The organism is Pedobacter namyangjuensis, from assembly GCF_003313325.1.
Classification (GTDB): Bacteria; Bacteroidota; Bacteroidia; order Sphingobacteriales; family Sphingobacteriaceae; genus Pedobacter; species Pedobacter namyangjuensis.
The window spans coordinates 120,951-137,023 of the sequence record NZ_QMHQ01000004.1 but is presented as its reverse complement, the minus strand read 5'-3'; the positions used below and the strand labels follow the sequence as shown (position 1 = coordinate 137,023).

15 protein-coding genes are annotated in these 16,073 nt (G+C 36.7%); 9 read left to right on the top strand and 6 right to left on the bottom strand.

Annotated features, from left to right (window positions below; all coding sequences use genetic code 11):
- Positions 1-140: 140 nt before the first annotated feature.
- Positions 141-971, top strand: a complete 831-nt coding sequence (locus DUT69_RS16250) for a DUF6929 family protein (protein WP_113654315.1) — start codon at positions 141-143, stop codon at positions 969-971.
- Between the two features lie 54 nt (positions 972-1,025).
- Here the strand turns inward: DUT69_RS16250 and DUT69_RS16245 are convergent, their stop codons facing one another.
- Both DUT69_RS16245 and DUT69_RS16240 read right to left on the bottom strand, forming a co-directional pair.
- A complete protein-coding gene (locus tag DUT69_RS16245) occupies positions 1,026-2,858 on the bottom strand; it encodes a serine hydrolase domain-containing protein (RefSeq protein ID WP_240186741.1) in 1,833 nt (610 codons plus the stop codon).
- A complete protein-coding gene (locus DUT69_RS16240; protein ID WP_113654313.1) occupies positions 2,830-4,461 on the bottom strand; it encodes an amidohydrolase in 1,632 nt (543 codons plus the stop codon). The genes DUT69_RS16245 and DUT69_RS16240 overlap by 29 nt, the downstream gene beginning before the upstream one ends.
- Before the next feature lie 170 nt (positions 4,462-4,631).
- Between DUT69_RS16240 and mutL the strand changes: the two genes are divergently transcribed.
- From mutL to DUT69_RS16200, 8 genes are all read left to right on the top strand, one after another.
- Positions 4,632-6,482 (top strand): DNA mismatch repair endonuclease MutL, encoded by a 1,851-nt coding sequence (gene mutL, locus DUT69_RS16235; RefSeq protein WP_113654312.1) that lies wholly within the window; start codon positions 4,632-4,634, stop codon positions 6,480-6,482.
- 13 nt (positions 6,483-6,495) lie between these two features.
- Positions 6,496-7,227: a rhomboid family intramembrane serine protease gene (locus DUT69_RS16230; protein WP_113654311.1), complete on the top strand. Its 732-nt coding sequence runs from the start codon at positions 6,496-6,498 to the stop codon at positions 7,225-7,227.
- A complete protein-coding gene (locus tag DUT69_RS16225) occupies positions 7,220-8,059 on the top strand; it encodes a rhomboid family intramembrane serine protease (protein ID WP_113654310.1) in 840 nt (279 codons plus the stop codon). Before DUT69_RS16230 ends, DUT69_RS16225 begins: the two co-directional genes overlap by 8 nt.
- Positions 8,059-9,174, top strand: a complete 1,116-nt coding sequence (locus DUT69_RS16220) for an endonuclease/exonuclease/phosphatase family protein (RefSeq protein WP_113654309.1) — start codon at positions 8,059-8,061, stop codon at positions 9,172-9,174. The genes DUT69_RS16225 and DUT69_RS16220 overlap by 1 nt, the downstream gene beginning before the upstream one ends.
- A gap of 78 nt (positions 9,175-9,252) precedes the next feature.
- Positions 9,253-10,713, top strand: coding sequence for a cysteine--tRNA ligase (gene cysS / locus DUT69_RS16215; protein WP_113654308.1), 1,461 nt, complete (start codon positions 9,253-9,255; stop codon positions 10,711-10,713).
- Between the two features lie 19 nt (positions 10,714-10,732).
- Positions 10,733-11,725: a M28 family peptidase gene (locus DUT69_RS16210; protein WP_113654579.1), complete on the top strand. Its 993-nt coding sequence runs from the start codon at positions 10,733-10,735 to the stop codon at positions 11,723-11,725.
- 75 nt (positions 11,726-11,800) lie between these two features.
- Entirely contained in the window at positions 11,801-12,658 is an 858-nt protein-coding gene (locus DUT69_RS16205; RefSeq protein WP_113654307.1) for a nuclear transport factor 2 family protein, read from the top strand.
- A 134-nt stretch (positions 12,659-12,792) separates the two neighbouring features.
- Entirely contained in the window at positions 12,793-13,707 is a 915-nt protein-coding gene (locus DUT69_RS16200) for a glycerophosphodiester phosphodiesterase family protein (protein ID WP_113654306.1), read from the top strand.
- Positions 13,708-13,736: 29 nt separating this feature from the next.
- Here the strand turns inward: DUT69_RS16200 and DUT69_RS16195 are convergent, their stop codons facing one another.
- From DUT69_RS16195 to DUT69_RS16180, 4 genes are all read right to left on the bottom strand, one after another.
- Positions 13,737-14,141, bottom strand: coding sequence for a putative quinol monooxygenase (locus DUT69_RS16195; protein WP_205314293.1), 405 nt, complete (start codon positions 14,139-14,141; stop codon positions 13,737-13,739).
- Positions 14,142-14,268: 127 nt separating this feature from the next.
- Positions 14,269-14,718 carry a GyrI-like domain-containing protein gene (locus tag DUT69_RS16190; protein WP_113654305.1) on the bottom strand — a complete coding sequence of 150 codons (450 nt, stop codon included), beginning with the start codon at positions 14,716-14,718 and terminating at the stop codon, positions 14,269-14,271.
- A 72-nt stretch (positions 14,719-14,790) separates the two neighbouring features.
- A complete protein-coding gene (locus tag DUT69_RS16185; RefSeq protein WP_113654304.1) occupies positions 14,791-15,183 on the bottom strand; it encodes a RidA family protein in 393 nt (130 codons plus the stop codon).
- Between the two features lie 53 nt (positions 15,184-15,236).
- The gene (locus DUT69_RS16180) at positions 15,237-15,950 is read right to left on the bottom strand and encodes a helix-turn-helix transcriptional regulator (protein ID WP_113654303.1); all 714 of its coding nucleotides are present in this window, start codon (positions 15,948-15,950) and stop codon (positions 15,237-15,239) included.
- Positions 15,951-16,073 lie beyond the last annotated feature (123 nt).

The following is a 16,073-nucleotide window of genomic DNA, read 5'->3' as shown; positions in this document are numbered from 1 at the left end:
GGGGTCGGGCTATTCGCTACAATTTTTTTGTATCCGTTCGCAGGCTCAGGATTTACAAAAAGGATTTCCGCTTCTATCCCTAACGCAAAAACTACATAAAGCGCTAATTTTTTTGGCGCTTTATTTATATCATGCTTAAAATGAACAAAAACGAGCTAGAAGTTTTCGTAAAAATAAAAGGAGTTGGCGCAGCATCCGGAATTTTTTTAAAGGAGAATCTACTTTATATTATTGGCGATAATAGCGCTTATTTGTACGAGTATAATATAGCTCAGCAACAACTTAACAAAGTCGAACTACTAAAAGGTTTCAATACGTCAGAAAATATTCCGAAAGATTTAAAGCCCGACTTTGAAGTACTTTGCCATTATCAAAATCAGCTTTTTATTTTAGGTTCTGGTTCAAAGCCGAACAGAAATTTAATGGCCTGTTACAATTTGGAGACTAAAAAAGTAACACGTCACGATTTAACGTTTTTATACGCTAACATCAGAAAATCAACGGGCATTGATGAGGAGAACTTAAATATTGAAGGAGCTGTTGCAACAGAAAGCGATTGGTATTTGTTTAATCGTGGTAATGGAGATGCCAACAAAAATGGCATTTTCAAAATTAAAGGAAATGATTTAGCAAAAGCTTCCTCCATATCATTTATTCCAATCGCTTTGCTTAAAACTAACAATGTTTTAGTATCGTTTACAGATGCGGTTTTGCATCAAAATCAGATTTATTTTATCGCAGCTGCGGAAAATACAACCTCTACTTATGATGATGGAGACATATTAGGAAGTTATCTTGGTAAAATTGATTTAAAAAACTTCCAATTAGATTTTACTAAAAAGATATCTGCTCATCAAAAATTCGAAGGAATTTCGTTTCTAAGACAAGTAGAAGAAAAACTAGAATTTCTGCTTTGCGAGGACAGTGATAGTGATAGTTTGGAAACTGTTATTTATAAGGTTGGTGTATAAAAATTAAGCCGGATGAGAAACATTCATCCGGCCTATCTTAGTTTAAATTCAATTTTATTTCTTCCCTTTATCTATCGCTCTGTTAATTGCATCCTGAATTCGAGGTCTGATGTTAAGTTTGCCTAATTGTTCGCTAACACTTGGGTGTACACGATTTGATAGAAAAATGTAAACCAACCCTCTTGCAGGGTCTACCCAAGATCCGATACCGGTATAGCCAGTATGCCCATAAGTAGAAGAAGAAGCCAATTGCGAAGGATATTTTTTAGTCAAATCGGCGTCGTGCCTGTCAAAGCCTAAACCTCTTCTGCTTACATTAGATTGTTTGTTGGTAAACATATCAACCGTTTCTGGTTTAAAATATTGTTCTCCACCATAAGTACCTCTATTTAATAAAAGTTGGTTGTAAATGGCAATGTCGTTTGCGCTAGCAAATAAACCTGCGTGTCCGGCAACTCCACCAGCTAATGCAGCGCCTTGATCGTGTACGTAGCCTTCCAATAGCGTTTTTCTAAATGCTTTATCATCTTCCGTTGGCACGATTCTTTCTCTCGCAAAGCGATTTCTGGGTAAATAACCTGCAGTTTGCATACCCAATGGAGTATAGAAATTATCCAAAATGTATTGCGCCATTGGTTCTTCAGTAATTTGCTCGGCAATATCTTTCATTACATACATGCTGATATCACTGTAAACATAACTGCCACGGGTTTTGATAGGTGAGTTTAACATTTTAGGCCACATAAAATCCGTGAAAAACCCTTTTTTGATAAAGTAATTATCAGCAACTTTTGTGGGGAATGCTGCCGAAGAGTCTCTGCTATAATCGCCTTCTTTTACAAAATTGTGGAATGGAATGTATGGGATAAAACCAGCTTGATGCAACATTACTTCTCTAACTTTAATGTTGTTCATTGGCGTGTTGCGTGCTTTAGGTATATAAAATCCAATGTTGGTATCAAGATTTAGCTTTTTCTCTTCTACCAAACGCATAATGGTTGGCGTAGTTGCCGAAGTTTTAGTAACCGAAGCCATATCAAAAATATCTGTTACCTGATCCTTCACTAAATTATCGTAGGTGTGGTAACCATAAGCTTTGTTATAAATTACTTTACCATCTTTAGCTACTAAAACTACAATTCCAGGGGAGGCTTTTCCCGCAATCGCTTCAGCAGCAATTTTATCTATTTCTAGCAAGTCTTCTGTATTTACGCCAGCATCTTCCGGTACGGTATACTTGAACCGGGTTGCAGTGGTTTTATAGCCAGATGCTGCGGTATACTTGGCTGAATAATTTTTGCTTAGGGTACCGTTAGCGCTAATCCCACCAAAAATAAATTGTGGTAAAATCATGGCAGCTTCTTCAGAAACTGTTGGCGACCAAACAATTGGATTAGTAAGATTGTCAAAAGAGCTTAAGCTTTTTCCATCGCCGAAGGCAGCCACAACAACTTGTTTGTGTTTAGCAATGTTGCTTATGAAATTTAAAATTTTTCCTTCTTTGGCCAGCTGATCTGTTACTGAAACAATTACGGTGCTGTAAAATTTCAAATCGTCTTCTAAATCATTTAGCGTAGTAGAGTCTTTGTATTTAATAGCGCTCAGGCTTTTTACCGCCGCATATTTGTTTAAAAGGCTGTCGAAAGATTTTTGATAAACAAAGCCTAAATCAACCGAAGCAAATTTTTGGCTAGCTAGTTTGGTTAGTGGAATTTGGTTTTGCTGGTTATTCAAAAGAACCGAACTATTTATAATTGCATTTATGTTTTTCAGTCTGTCTTCTGCTTGTTTATGGCTTTGCGCACAAGCGCTTAATGTAAAAATAACCGCCAAACCTACTGTAAAAATGCCCGCCAGGCTATTTTTTTTCATATACTTTCTCTCCATTCAAAAAGGTTTTTAGTGCCTTGTTTTTTAAAATTTGTTCATCAGAACCTGTCATTATATCATTTTCCCAGATTACGAAGTCGGCAAATTTTCCAACTTCTAAACTTCCTTTTTCCTTTTCTTCAAAATTGGATTTAGCAGCCCAAATAGTCATGCCTCTTAGTGCCTCTTGCTTAGTTAAAGCGTTTTCCATTTGATAACCGCCTGCCGGATAGTTTTTATTGTCTTTTCTAGCTGTTGCGGCATAAAAAGTAAACATCGGGTTAATTTGTTCAACAGGGAAATCAGTTCCTAAAGGTATCCAACCATTTTGCGCAAGCAATTGTTTGTAGGCATATGCACCTTTAACTCTTTCGGTTCCTAAACGCTCAGTTGCCCAGTACATATCAGAAGTTGCATGGGTAGGTTGTACAGTTGGAATTACACTTGCGCTTCCAAAAAGATCAAAATCGCTTTGCGACACAACTTGAGCGTGCTCTATGCGCCACCGTTTGTCGTTTTTACTACCTAAAACTTTATTGTAGATTTTTAAAATGCTACGATTTGCGGAGTCGCCTATGGCGTGCGTACACATCTGAAAGTTATGCTTGTTTATCTTATCCGCAACCTCTTCAAAGTGCTTAATATCGCTTAGCAAGAAACCAGATTTGCTTGGCATATCGCTGTAAGGATGTTTTAGGCAAGCACCTCTCGACCCTAAAGCGCCATCGGCATAAACTTTAAATGCTCTTACGTTTAACCTGTCTGTTTTAACTGCGCCACGTCTAAATAAATACTCGAAGTTCTTTTCAGCGTCAGAAAGCATCACATACAAACGCATTTTTAAAGTATTGTCTTTATGCATTTTTTCGATAAGATCTATCGCCTCATAGTCTAAACCGCAGTCGTCTATGGTAGTTAGGCCAGCGGCGAAACAATTTCGCTGTGCATCAGTTAGAATTTTTCTGGCTTTTTTCTCATCGGCTGACGGAATTTTATTTGCTACCAGAGCAACGGCATTATCAATTAACAAGCCCGTTAATTTTCCATCTACATCAACAATATCACCTCCGGTTAAACTAAAAGATTTACTAATTCCGGCTTGGTTTAGGGCAGCTTGATTTGCAACCGCTGCATGTCCGTCTATTCGGGTTAATAAAACCGGTCTATTAGGAAACAATTGATCTAATTTCTCTTTGCTCGGAAACTGTTTGTCGGGCCAATCATTTTGGTCCCAACCTCTGCCCGTTAACCAACCATCTGGATGTGTTTTTGCAAATTCCTTTACCTTGGCGATTACTTCATCCCAGCTTTTAGTGTTTGTTAAGTTTGCGCTTTGCAAACTTTCTCCGTAGCCGAAAAAGTGGGCATGTGCGTCGATAAACCCAGGATAAATTGCCTTGCCTTGGGCATCTAATTCTTCACTGGAACTATACTCTTTTCGTAAATCAGCACTATTGCCAACGCTTAAAATTTTACCGTCTTTAATAGCAATGGCTTCGGCCATGTCAAAATTATCATTAACGGTATAAACTTTTGCGTTATATACAATCAGGTCGGCACTTTTTTTGGTGCAGGCGCCAAAAGTAAGAGCAAGCAAAACTAAAAGGACAAATTGTTTCATTTTTTAAAGATAGAAAATCGGTTTACAGTTTTTCAAATCCAATAAAATAATATCAGGCACTTAACTAAATTGATACTAACTGATTAGGCATTTTTACAATTAAACCATCAATTTATAACAGTAATATAGGCTTATTTTCACTAAATTAGCGACCTTACAAAAAGGAATAAATGTCTGATATTATACAACTTTTACCCGATAGTGTCGCAAATCAAATTGCGGCTGGAGAGGTGGTGCAAAGACCTGCATCAGCGGTAAAAGAACTGCTAGAAAATGCCATAGATGCGGGTGCCGATAAAATACAATTGATTGTTAAGGATGCTGGAAAAGCTCTTATACAAGTGATTGACAACGGATGTGGGATGAGTATTACAGATGCTAGGATGTGTTTTGAAAGACATGCCACGTCTAAAGTTCGCAAAGCGGAAGATTTATTTTCGATTAGAACGATGGGATTTAGGGGAGAGGCCATGGCTTCTATTGCTGCTATTGCTCAGGTAGAGTTAAAAACCAAACGTTACGAAGACGAAGTAGGGACTTTAATAGAAATTGAAGGAGCAACATTTGTTAAACAAGAACCTGTAGGTACTGCAAACGGAACGAGTATTTGCATTAAAAATTTATTTTTTAATACGCCTGCTCGTAGAAACTTTTTAAAAAGCAACCCGGCCGAAATGCGCCACATTATAGATGAGTTTCAACGTGTAGCGTTGGCAAAACCACATATTGCGTTCAGCTTGCACCATGATGGGGTGGAAGTTTACCGATTGCCGTCTGCTAGCATGAAACAGCGTATTGTGCATCTTTTTGGTAATAATTATAACGAGCGACTAATTCCGGTTGAGGAGGAAACTACTATCATTAACCTAAAGGGATTTATTGGCAAGCCAGAGTTTGCTAAAAAAACCAGAGGTGAGCAGTTTTTCTTTGTTAACGATAGGTTTATTAAAGATGCCTACCTAAATCATGCGGTGAACAAAGCTTATCAGGAGTTGTTGCCTGACGACAATTTTCCGCTTTACGTATTGTTTATCGAGATAGATCCGGCAAATATTGATGTAAACGTTCATCCAACTAAAACTGAAATTAAGTATCTGGATGAGAAATCTATTTACGCCATTATTCACTCCGCTGTAAAACGCTCTTTGGGTAGGTTTAACATTAGCCCAACAATAGATTTCGACCAAGAAACTGGATTTAGTAATATGATTAGTCAGATGGCGCCTGAAGATATTGTGCCACCAAGTATCAATTTTAACCCTAACTTTAATCCTTTCTCGTCAGATAAAAATGCAGAAAGGCCATCGTACAGTGGCGGTGGCAGTGTTCGGCAAAGTATGCCTCAAAGCAAAAATTGGGGCTCGTTGTACGAAATTACCAACCAAGATGTGCCAGAGCAAACTACTTTAGAAATTGAACCCGAGCACAAGGATCGCGAATTTGAACCTTTGCAAAAGCAATTTATGCAGTTGCACAATCGTTATATTGTTTCGCAGATCAAGTCTGGAATGATGATTATAGACCAACAAACTGCCCACGAAAGGATTTTGTACGAACGTTTTTTACTCCATCTTGATGATAGAAAAGGCGCATCGCAACAAAGTTTGTTCCCGCAAACGGTAACACTAAGTCCAAATGATTACGAACTTGCAAAAAGTTTGCTGGAGGATATTAAAAGTTTAGGTTTTGAAGTGCGTGAGTTTGGAAAAAACACATTGGTAATAGAAGGTATTCCGGTTGATTTAGGGAGTTCGAATATTAATGAAACCCAGCTTTTTGAGCATTTAATTGAAGGTTTTAAAAACTCGCAGCAGGAATTAAAACTTGATAAGCGAGATGCCTTAGCGAGAAGTATGGCAAAAAATAGCGCCATAAAAGGTGGTACGGTTTTAGGGCAGCAAGAAATGAATACTTTAATTGAGGAGTTGTTTGCCTGTAAAACTCCGAATTTCAGTATTAGTGGCAAACCGGTAATCCAAACAATTACATTGGGAGAAATTGCACAAAAATTTGATAAATAAGCTTAGATAGCAAATGAATAATATAACACCAGTAGTAAAAAACCTGCTTATCATTAATGTGATATTTTATGTAGCCACTTTTTTGCTACGAGAACAGATTGATCTTTCGCAAGTTTTGGGAGTCTATTATTTCGATTCGCCTAAATTTAAGATTTGGCAACCGATTACCTACATGTTTATGCACTCTCAACAGAACATCATGCATATATTTTTTAATATGTTTGGTCTTTTTATGTTCGGAAGTATTTTAGAGGCGCATTGGGGAGCAAAGAGGTTTTTAAACTTTTATCTAATAACGGGTTTAGGAGCTTTAGCTTTGCAATGGGGCGTGCAAGCATTTGAAATTTATCAAATTACTGGGTCTGTTTTCAATGCTTCAAATCTACCATTAGAACAACTTTCTGCAGGGCAATTTAATCCGCAACAATTTACCAACTCTCAAGCATCAACTGTTGCATCTGTATACTTATATCCTATGGTAGGTGCCTCGGGAGCGGTGTTTGGTATTATGACAGCTTTTGCAGTTTTATATCCAAACCTAGAATTAATGCTGATGTTTATACCAGTGCCAATAAAAGCTAAATACTTCATTCCAGGATATATTGTGTTAGAATTGGTACTAGGCCTTAGTCGTATTCCAGGCGATTCAATTGCCCATTTTGCTCACTTGGGCGGTGCTTTAATTGGTTTTATTTTAGTAAAACTATGGCGAAACAAAAGTACTTATTACGACTATTATGACTAACGTTTTAGAAGATATTAAGCAAAAGGTTTTCAAATCCGGCAATCCGGTTTTTTTATACATTGCTATTAACGTGGCACTGTTTATCGTGACTGCATTACTTGGTGTTATTTTCACTTTTGCAGGGCAAAAAGGCCTAATATCAGGTTTAGTTAGCGAATATTTGGCTTTTCCATCGGCGCCAAACCTTTGGTTGTCTCACATCTACACGGTAATTACCTATCAGTTTTTCCATGCTGATGTATTTCATATCTTATTTAATATGATTTGGCTATTTTGGATGGGACAGCTTTTTATGGATTTTGTAAAACCTCGCCAATTCCACTTTGTGTATCTATTGGGTGGCATTATAGGTGTAGTATTCTTTGCGTTAATCTATAATTTTGTGCCGTATTACGCTAATCAGAATGCAACTATAATAGGTTCATCGGCGGCAGTTTCTGCTATTTTGGTAGCGTGTGCAACGCTTGTTCCAAATTACACCATCAGGTTAATGTTTTTAGGTAACGTTAAAATTAAGTTTTTGGTGCTTGCTTTTATTTTGTTGGATATTTTAGGAACTACAGGCACAAATGCTGGCGGAAGTTTAGCGCATTTAGGCGGTGCACTTTTCGGCTTCATCTATATAAAATTATTGCAAAATGGAACCGATTTAAGTAGCATTTTTAAGCAGAAACCTAAATTAAAAGTGGTTAAAAACGATGCTTTTAAACCAAGCAATACTAGCGTTAACCAAAAAGAAATTGATGCCATTTTAGATAAAATATCTCAATCTGGCTACGATAAATTAAGTAAAGAAGAAAAAGAAACGCTATTTAAGGCGAGTAAAAGTTAATGAAGAAAAAGCTAACTTTTTTTGATAAGCTAATGTTGCTGGTGGCTATTTTTTTGGTCATTTTTTTGTGGCTTGGCGTTTACGCAGGTAAAAGCGATCCTAGGGAAAATGTTATTATTGCTTTTTTTGGATTAGCTTATCCATTTTTATTACTAGGCAATGTAGTTATGCTAGCTTATTGGGCATTGCGTAAAAAATGGATTTTTTCTGCTTTAACCGCACTAGTCATTTGTGTTGGTTGGCATAGCCTAATTGCCACGTTTGGCTTAATCGGCACCGCCGGAAAAAACGAAAAAACTGAAGAAGGTTTGCTAAGGGTTATGACCTATAACGTGCATAATTTTAAACCCTATGGCGAAGACAATACCATAGAAGTTAAGGAGAAAATGCTTGCTGTTGTAAAGGGACAAAATCCTGATGTAGTATGTTTCCAGGAGTTTTTTACTAAGCCAAAAGGGCCTTATGACACGGTTGACAGTTTAAAAAAAATGTTGGATGCGAAATATTATTATTTTGTACCTACGCAAAAAACACAGTCGGAAGCTATGGGGTTTGCTATATTTTCCAAATATCCTATAAAAGACAAAGGCGAAATAATGTTTCAGAATAGTGCAGGTAATGGCAGTATTTATGTCGATTTAAATATTAATAATCAGGATTTAAGAGTTTACAACGTTCATTTACAATCTATTTCTTTCGAAAAAGAAGATTATAACTACCTCGAAAAGGTAACCAAGGAGATGAATGTGGAAAAGAGTTCATCGAAGAGAATTTTGCGAATGTTACGCACCGCTTTTAAAAAACGTGCAGATCAAGTTGATTTGATGAAAAAACACATGGCAGATTGCAAAACTCCTTATGTTATAGCTGGGGATTTTAACGATACGCCAGCTTCCTACGCGGTAACAAAAATGACCGATTCGCTTAACAACGCCTTTTTGAAAAAGGGTAGCGGTTTAGGCAGAACTTATAACGGTAAATTTCCCAACTTCCAAATCGATTATATTGCAGCCACAAAAGATATAGAAGTGGTTAATTATCACATTGTGGAAGCCAAATTATCCGATCATTTTCCAGTACGTAGCGATTTACGCTTGCTTGTAAACAATCCATAAAACGTAATCTTTCGGCAATTAAACCTTTGTAAGCTAATATTCTTACCGTTTACTATTGCTTTTATTTACATTTGCATCATGAAACAAAATATACAGTTGTACAACACAATTTCACGAAAAAAAGAGCTTTTTGAACCCTTAAACGCACCAAATGTTGGTATGTACGTTTGCGGACCAACAGTTTATAGTGATGTGCATTTAGGTAACTGTCGTACATTTATTTCATTCGATTTAATTTTTAGGTACTTAAAATATAGCGGCTACAAAGTGCGCTACGTTAGAAATATTACCGATGCTGGCCACTTGGAGGGAGATAGGGACGAAGGTGACGATAAATTCGCAAAAAGAGCAAAATTAGAACAGCTGGAGCCTATGGAAATTGTACAAAAGTACACCTTAGGTTTTCACGATGTATTAAGGATGTTTAACACCTTGCCGCCGAGTATAGAACCAACCGCAACCGGCCATATCATTGAACAAATTGAAATGGTTAAGGTAATTATGGAAAATGGTTATGCTTACGAAGTTGATGGAACCATCTATTTTGATGTAGATAAATACAGCAAAAAATATAACTACACCATTTTAACCAACAGAAATTTAGAAGATATGTTGGCCAATACTAGGGAATTAGGAGGGCAGGATGATAAAAAAGGCCGATTGGATTTTGCACTTTGGATAAAAGCCAAACCAGAAACGTTAATGCAATGGCAATCTCCTTGGGGAATGGGATTTCCGGGTTGGCACATAGAGTGTTCTGCAATGAGTGCCAAATATTTAGGTCAGGAGTTTGATATACACGGCGGAGGAATGGATTTGGCGGCAACGCACCATACTAACGAAATTGCACAGTCTGAAGCTTGCAGCCAACACCAGCCAGCAAAATATTGGATGCACACCAACATGCTTACCGTAAACGGCACAAGAATGTCAAAGTCTGCCGGTAACGGGTTTTTACCGGGTGAACTTTTTACAGGAAATCATCCGCTTTTGCGTAAAGGCTACAGCCCAATGACGGTTAAGTTTTTTATGTTGCAAGCGCATTACAGAAGTACATTAGATTTTTCTAACGATGCTTTGGATGCCTCTGAAAAAGGTTTTAGAAGACTAATGAACTCCGTGAGTCTATTGCCTAAACTTTCTGTAAGCGAGCAGAGCGATGTAGAGATTGATCCACTTCGTGTAAACTGCGAAAATGCCATGAACGATGATTTTAACAGTCCGGTGGTAATTGCCGAATTGTTTGAGGCTTCACGTATTATTAACACTGTTTACGACGGCACTTTAAAAATTTCTGCAACAGAGTTGGATAAATTGAAAACCTTAATGAACGATTTTGTTTTTGAGGTATTTGGTTTAAAAGATGAAGATACTAGCAACACTGAATTAAACGAAGTGTTAGATATGGTTATCGACCTAAGGAAAGAAGCTAAGGAAAATAAAGATTACGCTACGTCTGATAAAATAAGAGTCGGTTTGCAAAATATTGGCATTCAACTTAAGGACAGCAAAGAGGGTACAACTTGGAGTAAAAGCTAAGTTAAAAACATCATTCGAAATGAAAATTAATAAACTTTTAATACTTCCTATACTGACATTACTGTTTTTACAAGCATGTAAATCTGATGATAAAAAAGAAACGGACACAGACGAAAATGCGACTGTAAAATTGCTATCGCCAGAATTTGATGCGGATAGCGCATTAGCTTATACTAAAGCGCAAGTAGATTTCGGACCGCGTATTCCATCAACAGTTGCACATACCAATACCTTAAATTATTTGGTGGCCAAGTTTAAATCATTTGGCGGTGAGGTTACTGTGCAAGAAGCTCCAGCTAAAACCTACGACGGTAAGACTCATCGTTTAAAAAATATTATCGCCGCTTTTTCTCCAGAAAAAACGCAAAGAGTTTTAATTTCTGCCCATTGGGATGCTCGTCCGTTTTCTGACCAGGACCCGGATGAAAGTATGCGTAACAAGCCTTTCGATGCAGCAAATGATGGCGCAAGTGGGGTAGCGGTAATGTTAGAAATGGCTCGTCAGTTGCAAAAGAAACAACCGAATGTAGGTGTCGATTTCATTTTATGGGATATTGAAGATTATGGCAAGGCAAATGATGAATCTGAGAATGAAACAACTTGGTGCATAGGCTCGCAATATTGGGCTAAAAATCCTCATAAAAAAGGCTACAAGCCACTTTACGGAATAAACTTGGATATGGTTGGCGGCAGTAACGCCCAATTTACCCAAGACGAAATCTCTAGAAAATATGCACCGCAGGTAGTAAAAAAAGTGTGGGATATCGGTAACGAAATAGGTTATTCGGCCTACTTTATAAATGTAACTTCCGGAAACTTAGTTGATGACCATTTTTGGGTAAATCAAGCTGGCATACCATGTATAGATGTTATACATTATTCTGATGCAAGCGGTTTTTACATGAATTGGCATACGCAACTAGATAACCTAAATAATATCGATAGAAATACATTAAAAGCGGTTGGGCAAACGGTGCTTGAAACTATTTTTAGAGAGCAACCGGCCAGCTAATGTTTAATTGTTAATTACTTTTTGGGCTATATTTCCTTTCAAATCTTATATTCGTAACTCTATTTAATCATAAACATGAAGAAAATTTTATTTACAGTTCTAATCGCATCAGTTGGAGTTGGAGCCTACGCACAAAAGGCCGATGGAAGTACAAAATCTTTACTTGCAGCCGAAAAGGCTTTTGCAACTAGCGCAGTTAAAGATGGTACAAAAGAAGCTTTCGCAAAGTTTGCAGCACCAGATGCTTTGGCATTTAGACCAAATCCTGTAAATGCAAGAAAATACTACGAATCGCAACCTGATATGAAAAATATTGATTGGAGTGCGGATTTTGCAAGAGTAAGTAGAAGCGGCGATTTGGGTTTTACAAGCGGAACTTTTGTGGTTGATGATACCAATAAAGCTTATGGACATTACTTAACCGTTTGGCGTAAAAACAAAAATGGTAATTGGGAGTTTATACTTGATTTAGGTGCCGATACCAACAAACCGTTAAAGAAATTGGCAACTAGTTTTGTGGAACCAAAAGATCATTATGCACCAAAACTTGCTACCGAAAAAGACCTTAAAGTTAGCAGAGAAATTATCAATACCACAGAAAAAACATTAAACACTACGTTAAAATCTTACGGACCAAGTGCATTTGCTGGTTTCCTAAATAAAGATGCTCGTTTACTTTTTCCAGGTACAGAGGCAATTGTGGGCAAAGAAAACATTACGGCTTTTAACAACAGGATGATTGATAAAATTAACCTTAAAACTACAGCTTTTGATAAAGCATTAGGCGCTGATTTTGCTTACACATATGGTTTAGCTACTATAGATTATAAAACAGATTTGCGTGAGACTTTCCATTATATTTTTGTTTGGGAACGCCAGGCAGACGGTAACTGGAACATAATGAGCCAAATATTTACCTTGGCAGAAAGATAAACCAATAACCAAATATAAACGGAAGGGATTTTGACATAGTTGAAATCCCTTTTTTTATGCCGAAAAACATAAATTAGCGATAAAATGTAATGCTAAAGCCTTAAAATAAGCGTTATTATTAGAGAATTTAAAATATGAAAAAATATCTACGTTCAATCTCAGTCCCCACTTTTATCTTAGCCATAGCCTTTATTTCAATCACTTCCCCAATTTTCGCACAGAAAAAGTTCGATGTGCAGGCTAATCGTGGTGCCAGGGGCATTATGCCCGAAAACACAATTCCTGCCATGCTTAGGGCGTTAGATTTAGGCGCAACTACTTTGCAGATGAATATTGTTGTTTCTAAGGACAAACAAGCCGTTGTTTCTCAAGAACCTTATTTTAATCACGAGTTTAGTTTAACACCGGCAGGTAAACCAATTCTTTTAAAAGACGAGAAAAAGCACAACATTTTTAAAATGGATTATACTGAAGTAAGGAAATACGATGTGGGTAGTAAAGTGCATGCTCGTTTTCCAGGACAACAGAAATTTAAGGCTTACAAGCCTTTGTTGGGCGAGTTGATAGATTCTGTAGAGCTGTACGTTAAAGCCAATAAATTAAACAAGCCAGATTATAACATCGAAACAAAATTGATTAGAAAAGGAGATGGAGAATTTCAGCCTAGTCCGGAGGAATTTGTGGAACTGATTATGGATGTGGTGAAACAAAAAAAGCTGGAAAAAAGGGTTATTATCCAATCGTTTGACATTAGGAGTTTGCAATATCTACATCAGAAATATCCTAAAATTAGAACCGCTTTAGCAATTGATGAAAAAGAGGATTTTGAGAATAATATTAGAGACTTAGGTTTTAAACCAACAATTTATAGTCCTTATTCGGTTTTGGTGGGCAAAAATTTGGTTGATAAATGCCATAAAGCAGGCATAAAAATTATTCCGTGGACGGTTAATTCTGTTAAAGATTTAGAATATCTAATTGGCCTGGGGGTTGATGGAATCATCACAGATTATCCTAACTTAATGGGGCAGATAAAAAAGGGTAATTGATTAACAATTACCCTTCGTAATAGAATTTCTTAGTTTGGCTTGGTAGCAAAACCTAATAGGTCAACATCTACAAGCTCTAAAGACTTAACCATATCTTTAACGGTTTCTTTATATTTTTTAAAATGAGCAGTTTCTATGTGCGTGTTGTAAGCTTCCTTGCTAGCGTAAATTTCTAAAATCGTAATTACGGAAGGATCTTTTTGATCGCTAACCGCATAATAAGTTATAACGCCAGGTTCAAGCTTCACTGCTGTAGTCATTTGTTCTTTTAAAGCTGTATTATATTTTTCTAACTGCAAAGGATCAACCTTTATTTTTGCAATACGTACCATTTGCGTTTTTTCTTGAGCCATTATTTTGTTGCTAGACGAAATAACAAACACCATTGCGATGATGGCAAAAGCTATAAATTTATATTTATTAAGAACTTGCATACTATCTGATTTATTTATCTGTTTGTCAATATGCTATTTTTATGCCAATTCCCTGCTAATTCAGCTAAATCTAAAAGCGTTTGTTTCGCGATATAGGTAAGCTTTTTCAGGCTGGCATGAAGTTACCCTAATTTATTATTCCAATATAGATATCAACTTCTGCATTAGCACCATTTTGAGATCGTGAACCGTAAACTTCATAATCGTAAATATAACTTCTGTTCAGCTCTGCGTCTTTGTCCCAAATCTCTTTCCAAGTTTTGCCTACAGCGTTTGGCATTTCGCCTTTGGCAATAAATTTTTTAAAGTTCTGCGCTTTAAATGCTCTTCCCACTAAACCATCCGGGATTTTATCTAACGAAGAAACTGCCATACCAATTATCGTTGTATATTTCCCTCTATAGTCATTTTCGTAATCGGTATAAACAGCGTAAACTTCTTCATTGATTTTATTCGGGATTTTCTCAATTACATTTTCGGCATAAAATCGTCCCCAAAGTTTTCCTAAATCTTCAATGGCTTTACCGTTTTGGTTAGTTGTTTCGACTGAAATTCCGATTATTTTTAAGTTATTCATGTGGTTTTATTTTGCATTAAGTCTTATAGTTTGGGAAGCCAATTCTATAAGACTTAAGGTTTCTGATTTTTTTTATTTTACAAAGGTAGCTTCAAGCTCAACTGTCAAGGTCGCAAAAAGACCTTTAACTTCAATTAGGGTAGTAGCTTGTTCAATTCCATGTTTCTGAATGAAAGGTACATATACATCCATGCAAGTTGTAAAAAATTCTTGAGTTGAAGTAGTGTAAACATTCAGTCGAACGATGCCACTACACTTATAATTGGAGGTCATTATCAACTCTTCTAAATTTGCAATAGTTTGGATTAATTGGCTTCGCATATCAGCATTGCTCGGATTACCGTTAGCATCAATAGCTGCTTGACCAGAACAGTACAATGTGCCATTTGGCTCTTTTACTTCTACAGCTTGCACCGAATTTGTGTGCTTTCCCCAAGCCCAAGGGTCGAATGATGTTTTTTGCATTTTACTTATGTTTAATTGTTGAATAACAAAAGTATAATGCACTTGCGACAGCCCTATGTCAAGGGTGTTTTGGGTTTGTGAAATTTATCGAAATATTCTTGCAAAGTCATATCGTGCTGTTTAAATTTTTCAGCCATCATTTCAATTTTCTCAATCCTATCTAAACGGAAAAACCTAAACTCTCCGCGTAGACGACACCATGCGATAAGAAGCCAGTTTTCGGTAGTGCTCATTAATGCGAATGGTTCAATTAATCTATTCGACGATTGGCTACTCTCATTTGTATAATTTATGTTTAGCAAATTGAGATTTGTTATGGCTTGTTGTATCTGGCTGATGTTATTGCTATTTCTCTCCCTATTTATGTTTTGTTCAAAACGTGTTCTTTCTACTAGTAAGTTGGCTTTGTCTTTTTCAGATTGCCTTAAAACAGCTTTTATTTTGTCAATTGCTTCGCTATAACTTTTAACGAAAGAAGCGTCTTTGTTCTTCAATACCAATTGCTCTGCCAGAATTAAAGCGTTCGCTTCACTTTCTGAAAACATGATTGGCGGTATTCTGTAGCCTTCCATTAAAGTATAACCTTTGCCTTCTTCTGTTAAAACAGGTACGCCAGCTTGTTCTAAAGCCTTAATATCTCGATAAATTGTCCTTGTACTTACGTTAAATTTACTCGATAAGTCGGTAGCGGTAATTAATCGCTTTGTTTGTAGTTGAATTAAAATAGCGCTTAACCGAGAAAGTCTGGTGATATCGTTTTGGTTCATTCGTTGGCTAATTCAAGCTTTTAATTTTCGCCTCTTATTTGATGTCATAAATCTTTAAAAACATCAAAGCTGTAAAATAGTTAAACTTGATGTTTTATTGTCTTTTGTAGAAGATTTCAATTA

Bases quoted from the DNA above. Each gene is read 5' to 3' on its own strand.
- DUT69_RS16205 (WP_113654307.1), top strand. From the start codon at position 11,801: ATGAAGAAAATTTTATTTACAGTTCTAATCGCATCAGTTGGAGTTGGA.
- DUT69_RS16195 (WP_205314293.1), bottom strand. From the start codon at position 14,141: ATGCAAGTTCTTAATAAATATAAATTTATAGCTTTTGCCATCATCGCA.
- DUT69_RS16240 (WP_113654313.1), bottom strand. From the start codon at position 4,461: ATGAAACAATTTGTCCTTTTAGTTTTGCTTGCTCTTACTTTTGGCGCC.
- DUT69_RS16180 (WP_113654303.1), bottom strand. From the start codon at position 15,950: ATGAACCAAAACGATATCACCAGACTTTCTCGGTTAAGCGCTATTTTA.
- DUT69_RS16210 (WP_113654579.1), top strand. From the start codon at position 10,733: ATGAAAATTAATAAACTTTTAATACTTCCTATACTGACATTACTGTTT.
- DUT69_RS16230 (WP_113654311.1), top strand. From the start codon at position 6,496: ATGAATAATATAACACCAGTAGTAAAAAACCTGCTTATCATTAATGTG.
- cysS (WP_113654308.1), top strand. From the start codon at position 9,253: ATGAAACAAAATATACAGTTGTACAACACAATTTCACGAAAAAAAGAG.
- DUT69_RS16250 (WP_113654315.1), top strand. From the start codon at position 141: ATGAACAAAAACGAGCTAGAAGTTTTCGTAAAAATAAAAGGAGTTGGC.
- DUT69_RS16245 (WP_240186741.1), bottom strand. From the start codon at position 2,858: ATGGAGAGAAAGTATATGAAAAAAAATAGCCTGGCGGGCATTTTTACA.
- DUT69_RS16225 (WP_113654310.1), top strand. From the start codon at position 7,220: ATGACTAACGTTTTAGAAGATATTAAGCAAAAGGTTTTCAAATCCGGC.
- DUT69_RS16185 (WP_113654304.1), bottom strand. From the start codon at position 15,183: ATGCAAAAAACATCATTCGACCCTTGGGCTTGGGGAAAGCACACAAAT.
- DUT69_RS16190 (WP_113654305.1), bottom strand. From the start codon at position 14,718: ATGAATAACTTAAAAATAATCGGAATTTCAGTCGAAACAACTAACCAA.
- DUT69_RS16200 (WP_113654306.1), top strand. From the start codon at position 12,793: ATGAAAAAATATCTACGTTCAATCTCAGTCCCCACTTTTATCTTAGCC.
- DUT69_RS16220 (WP_113654309.1), top strand. From the start codon at position 8,059: ATGAAGAAAAAGCTAACTTTTTTTGATAAGCTAATGTTGCTGGTGGCT.
- mutL (WP_113654312.1), top strand. From the start codon at position 4,632: ATGTCTGATATTATACAACTTTTACCCGATAGTGTCGCAAATCAAATT.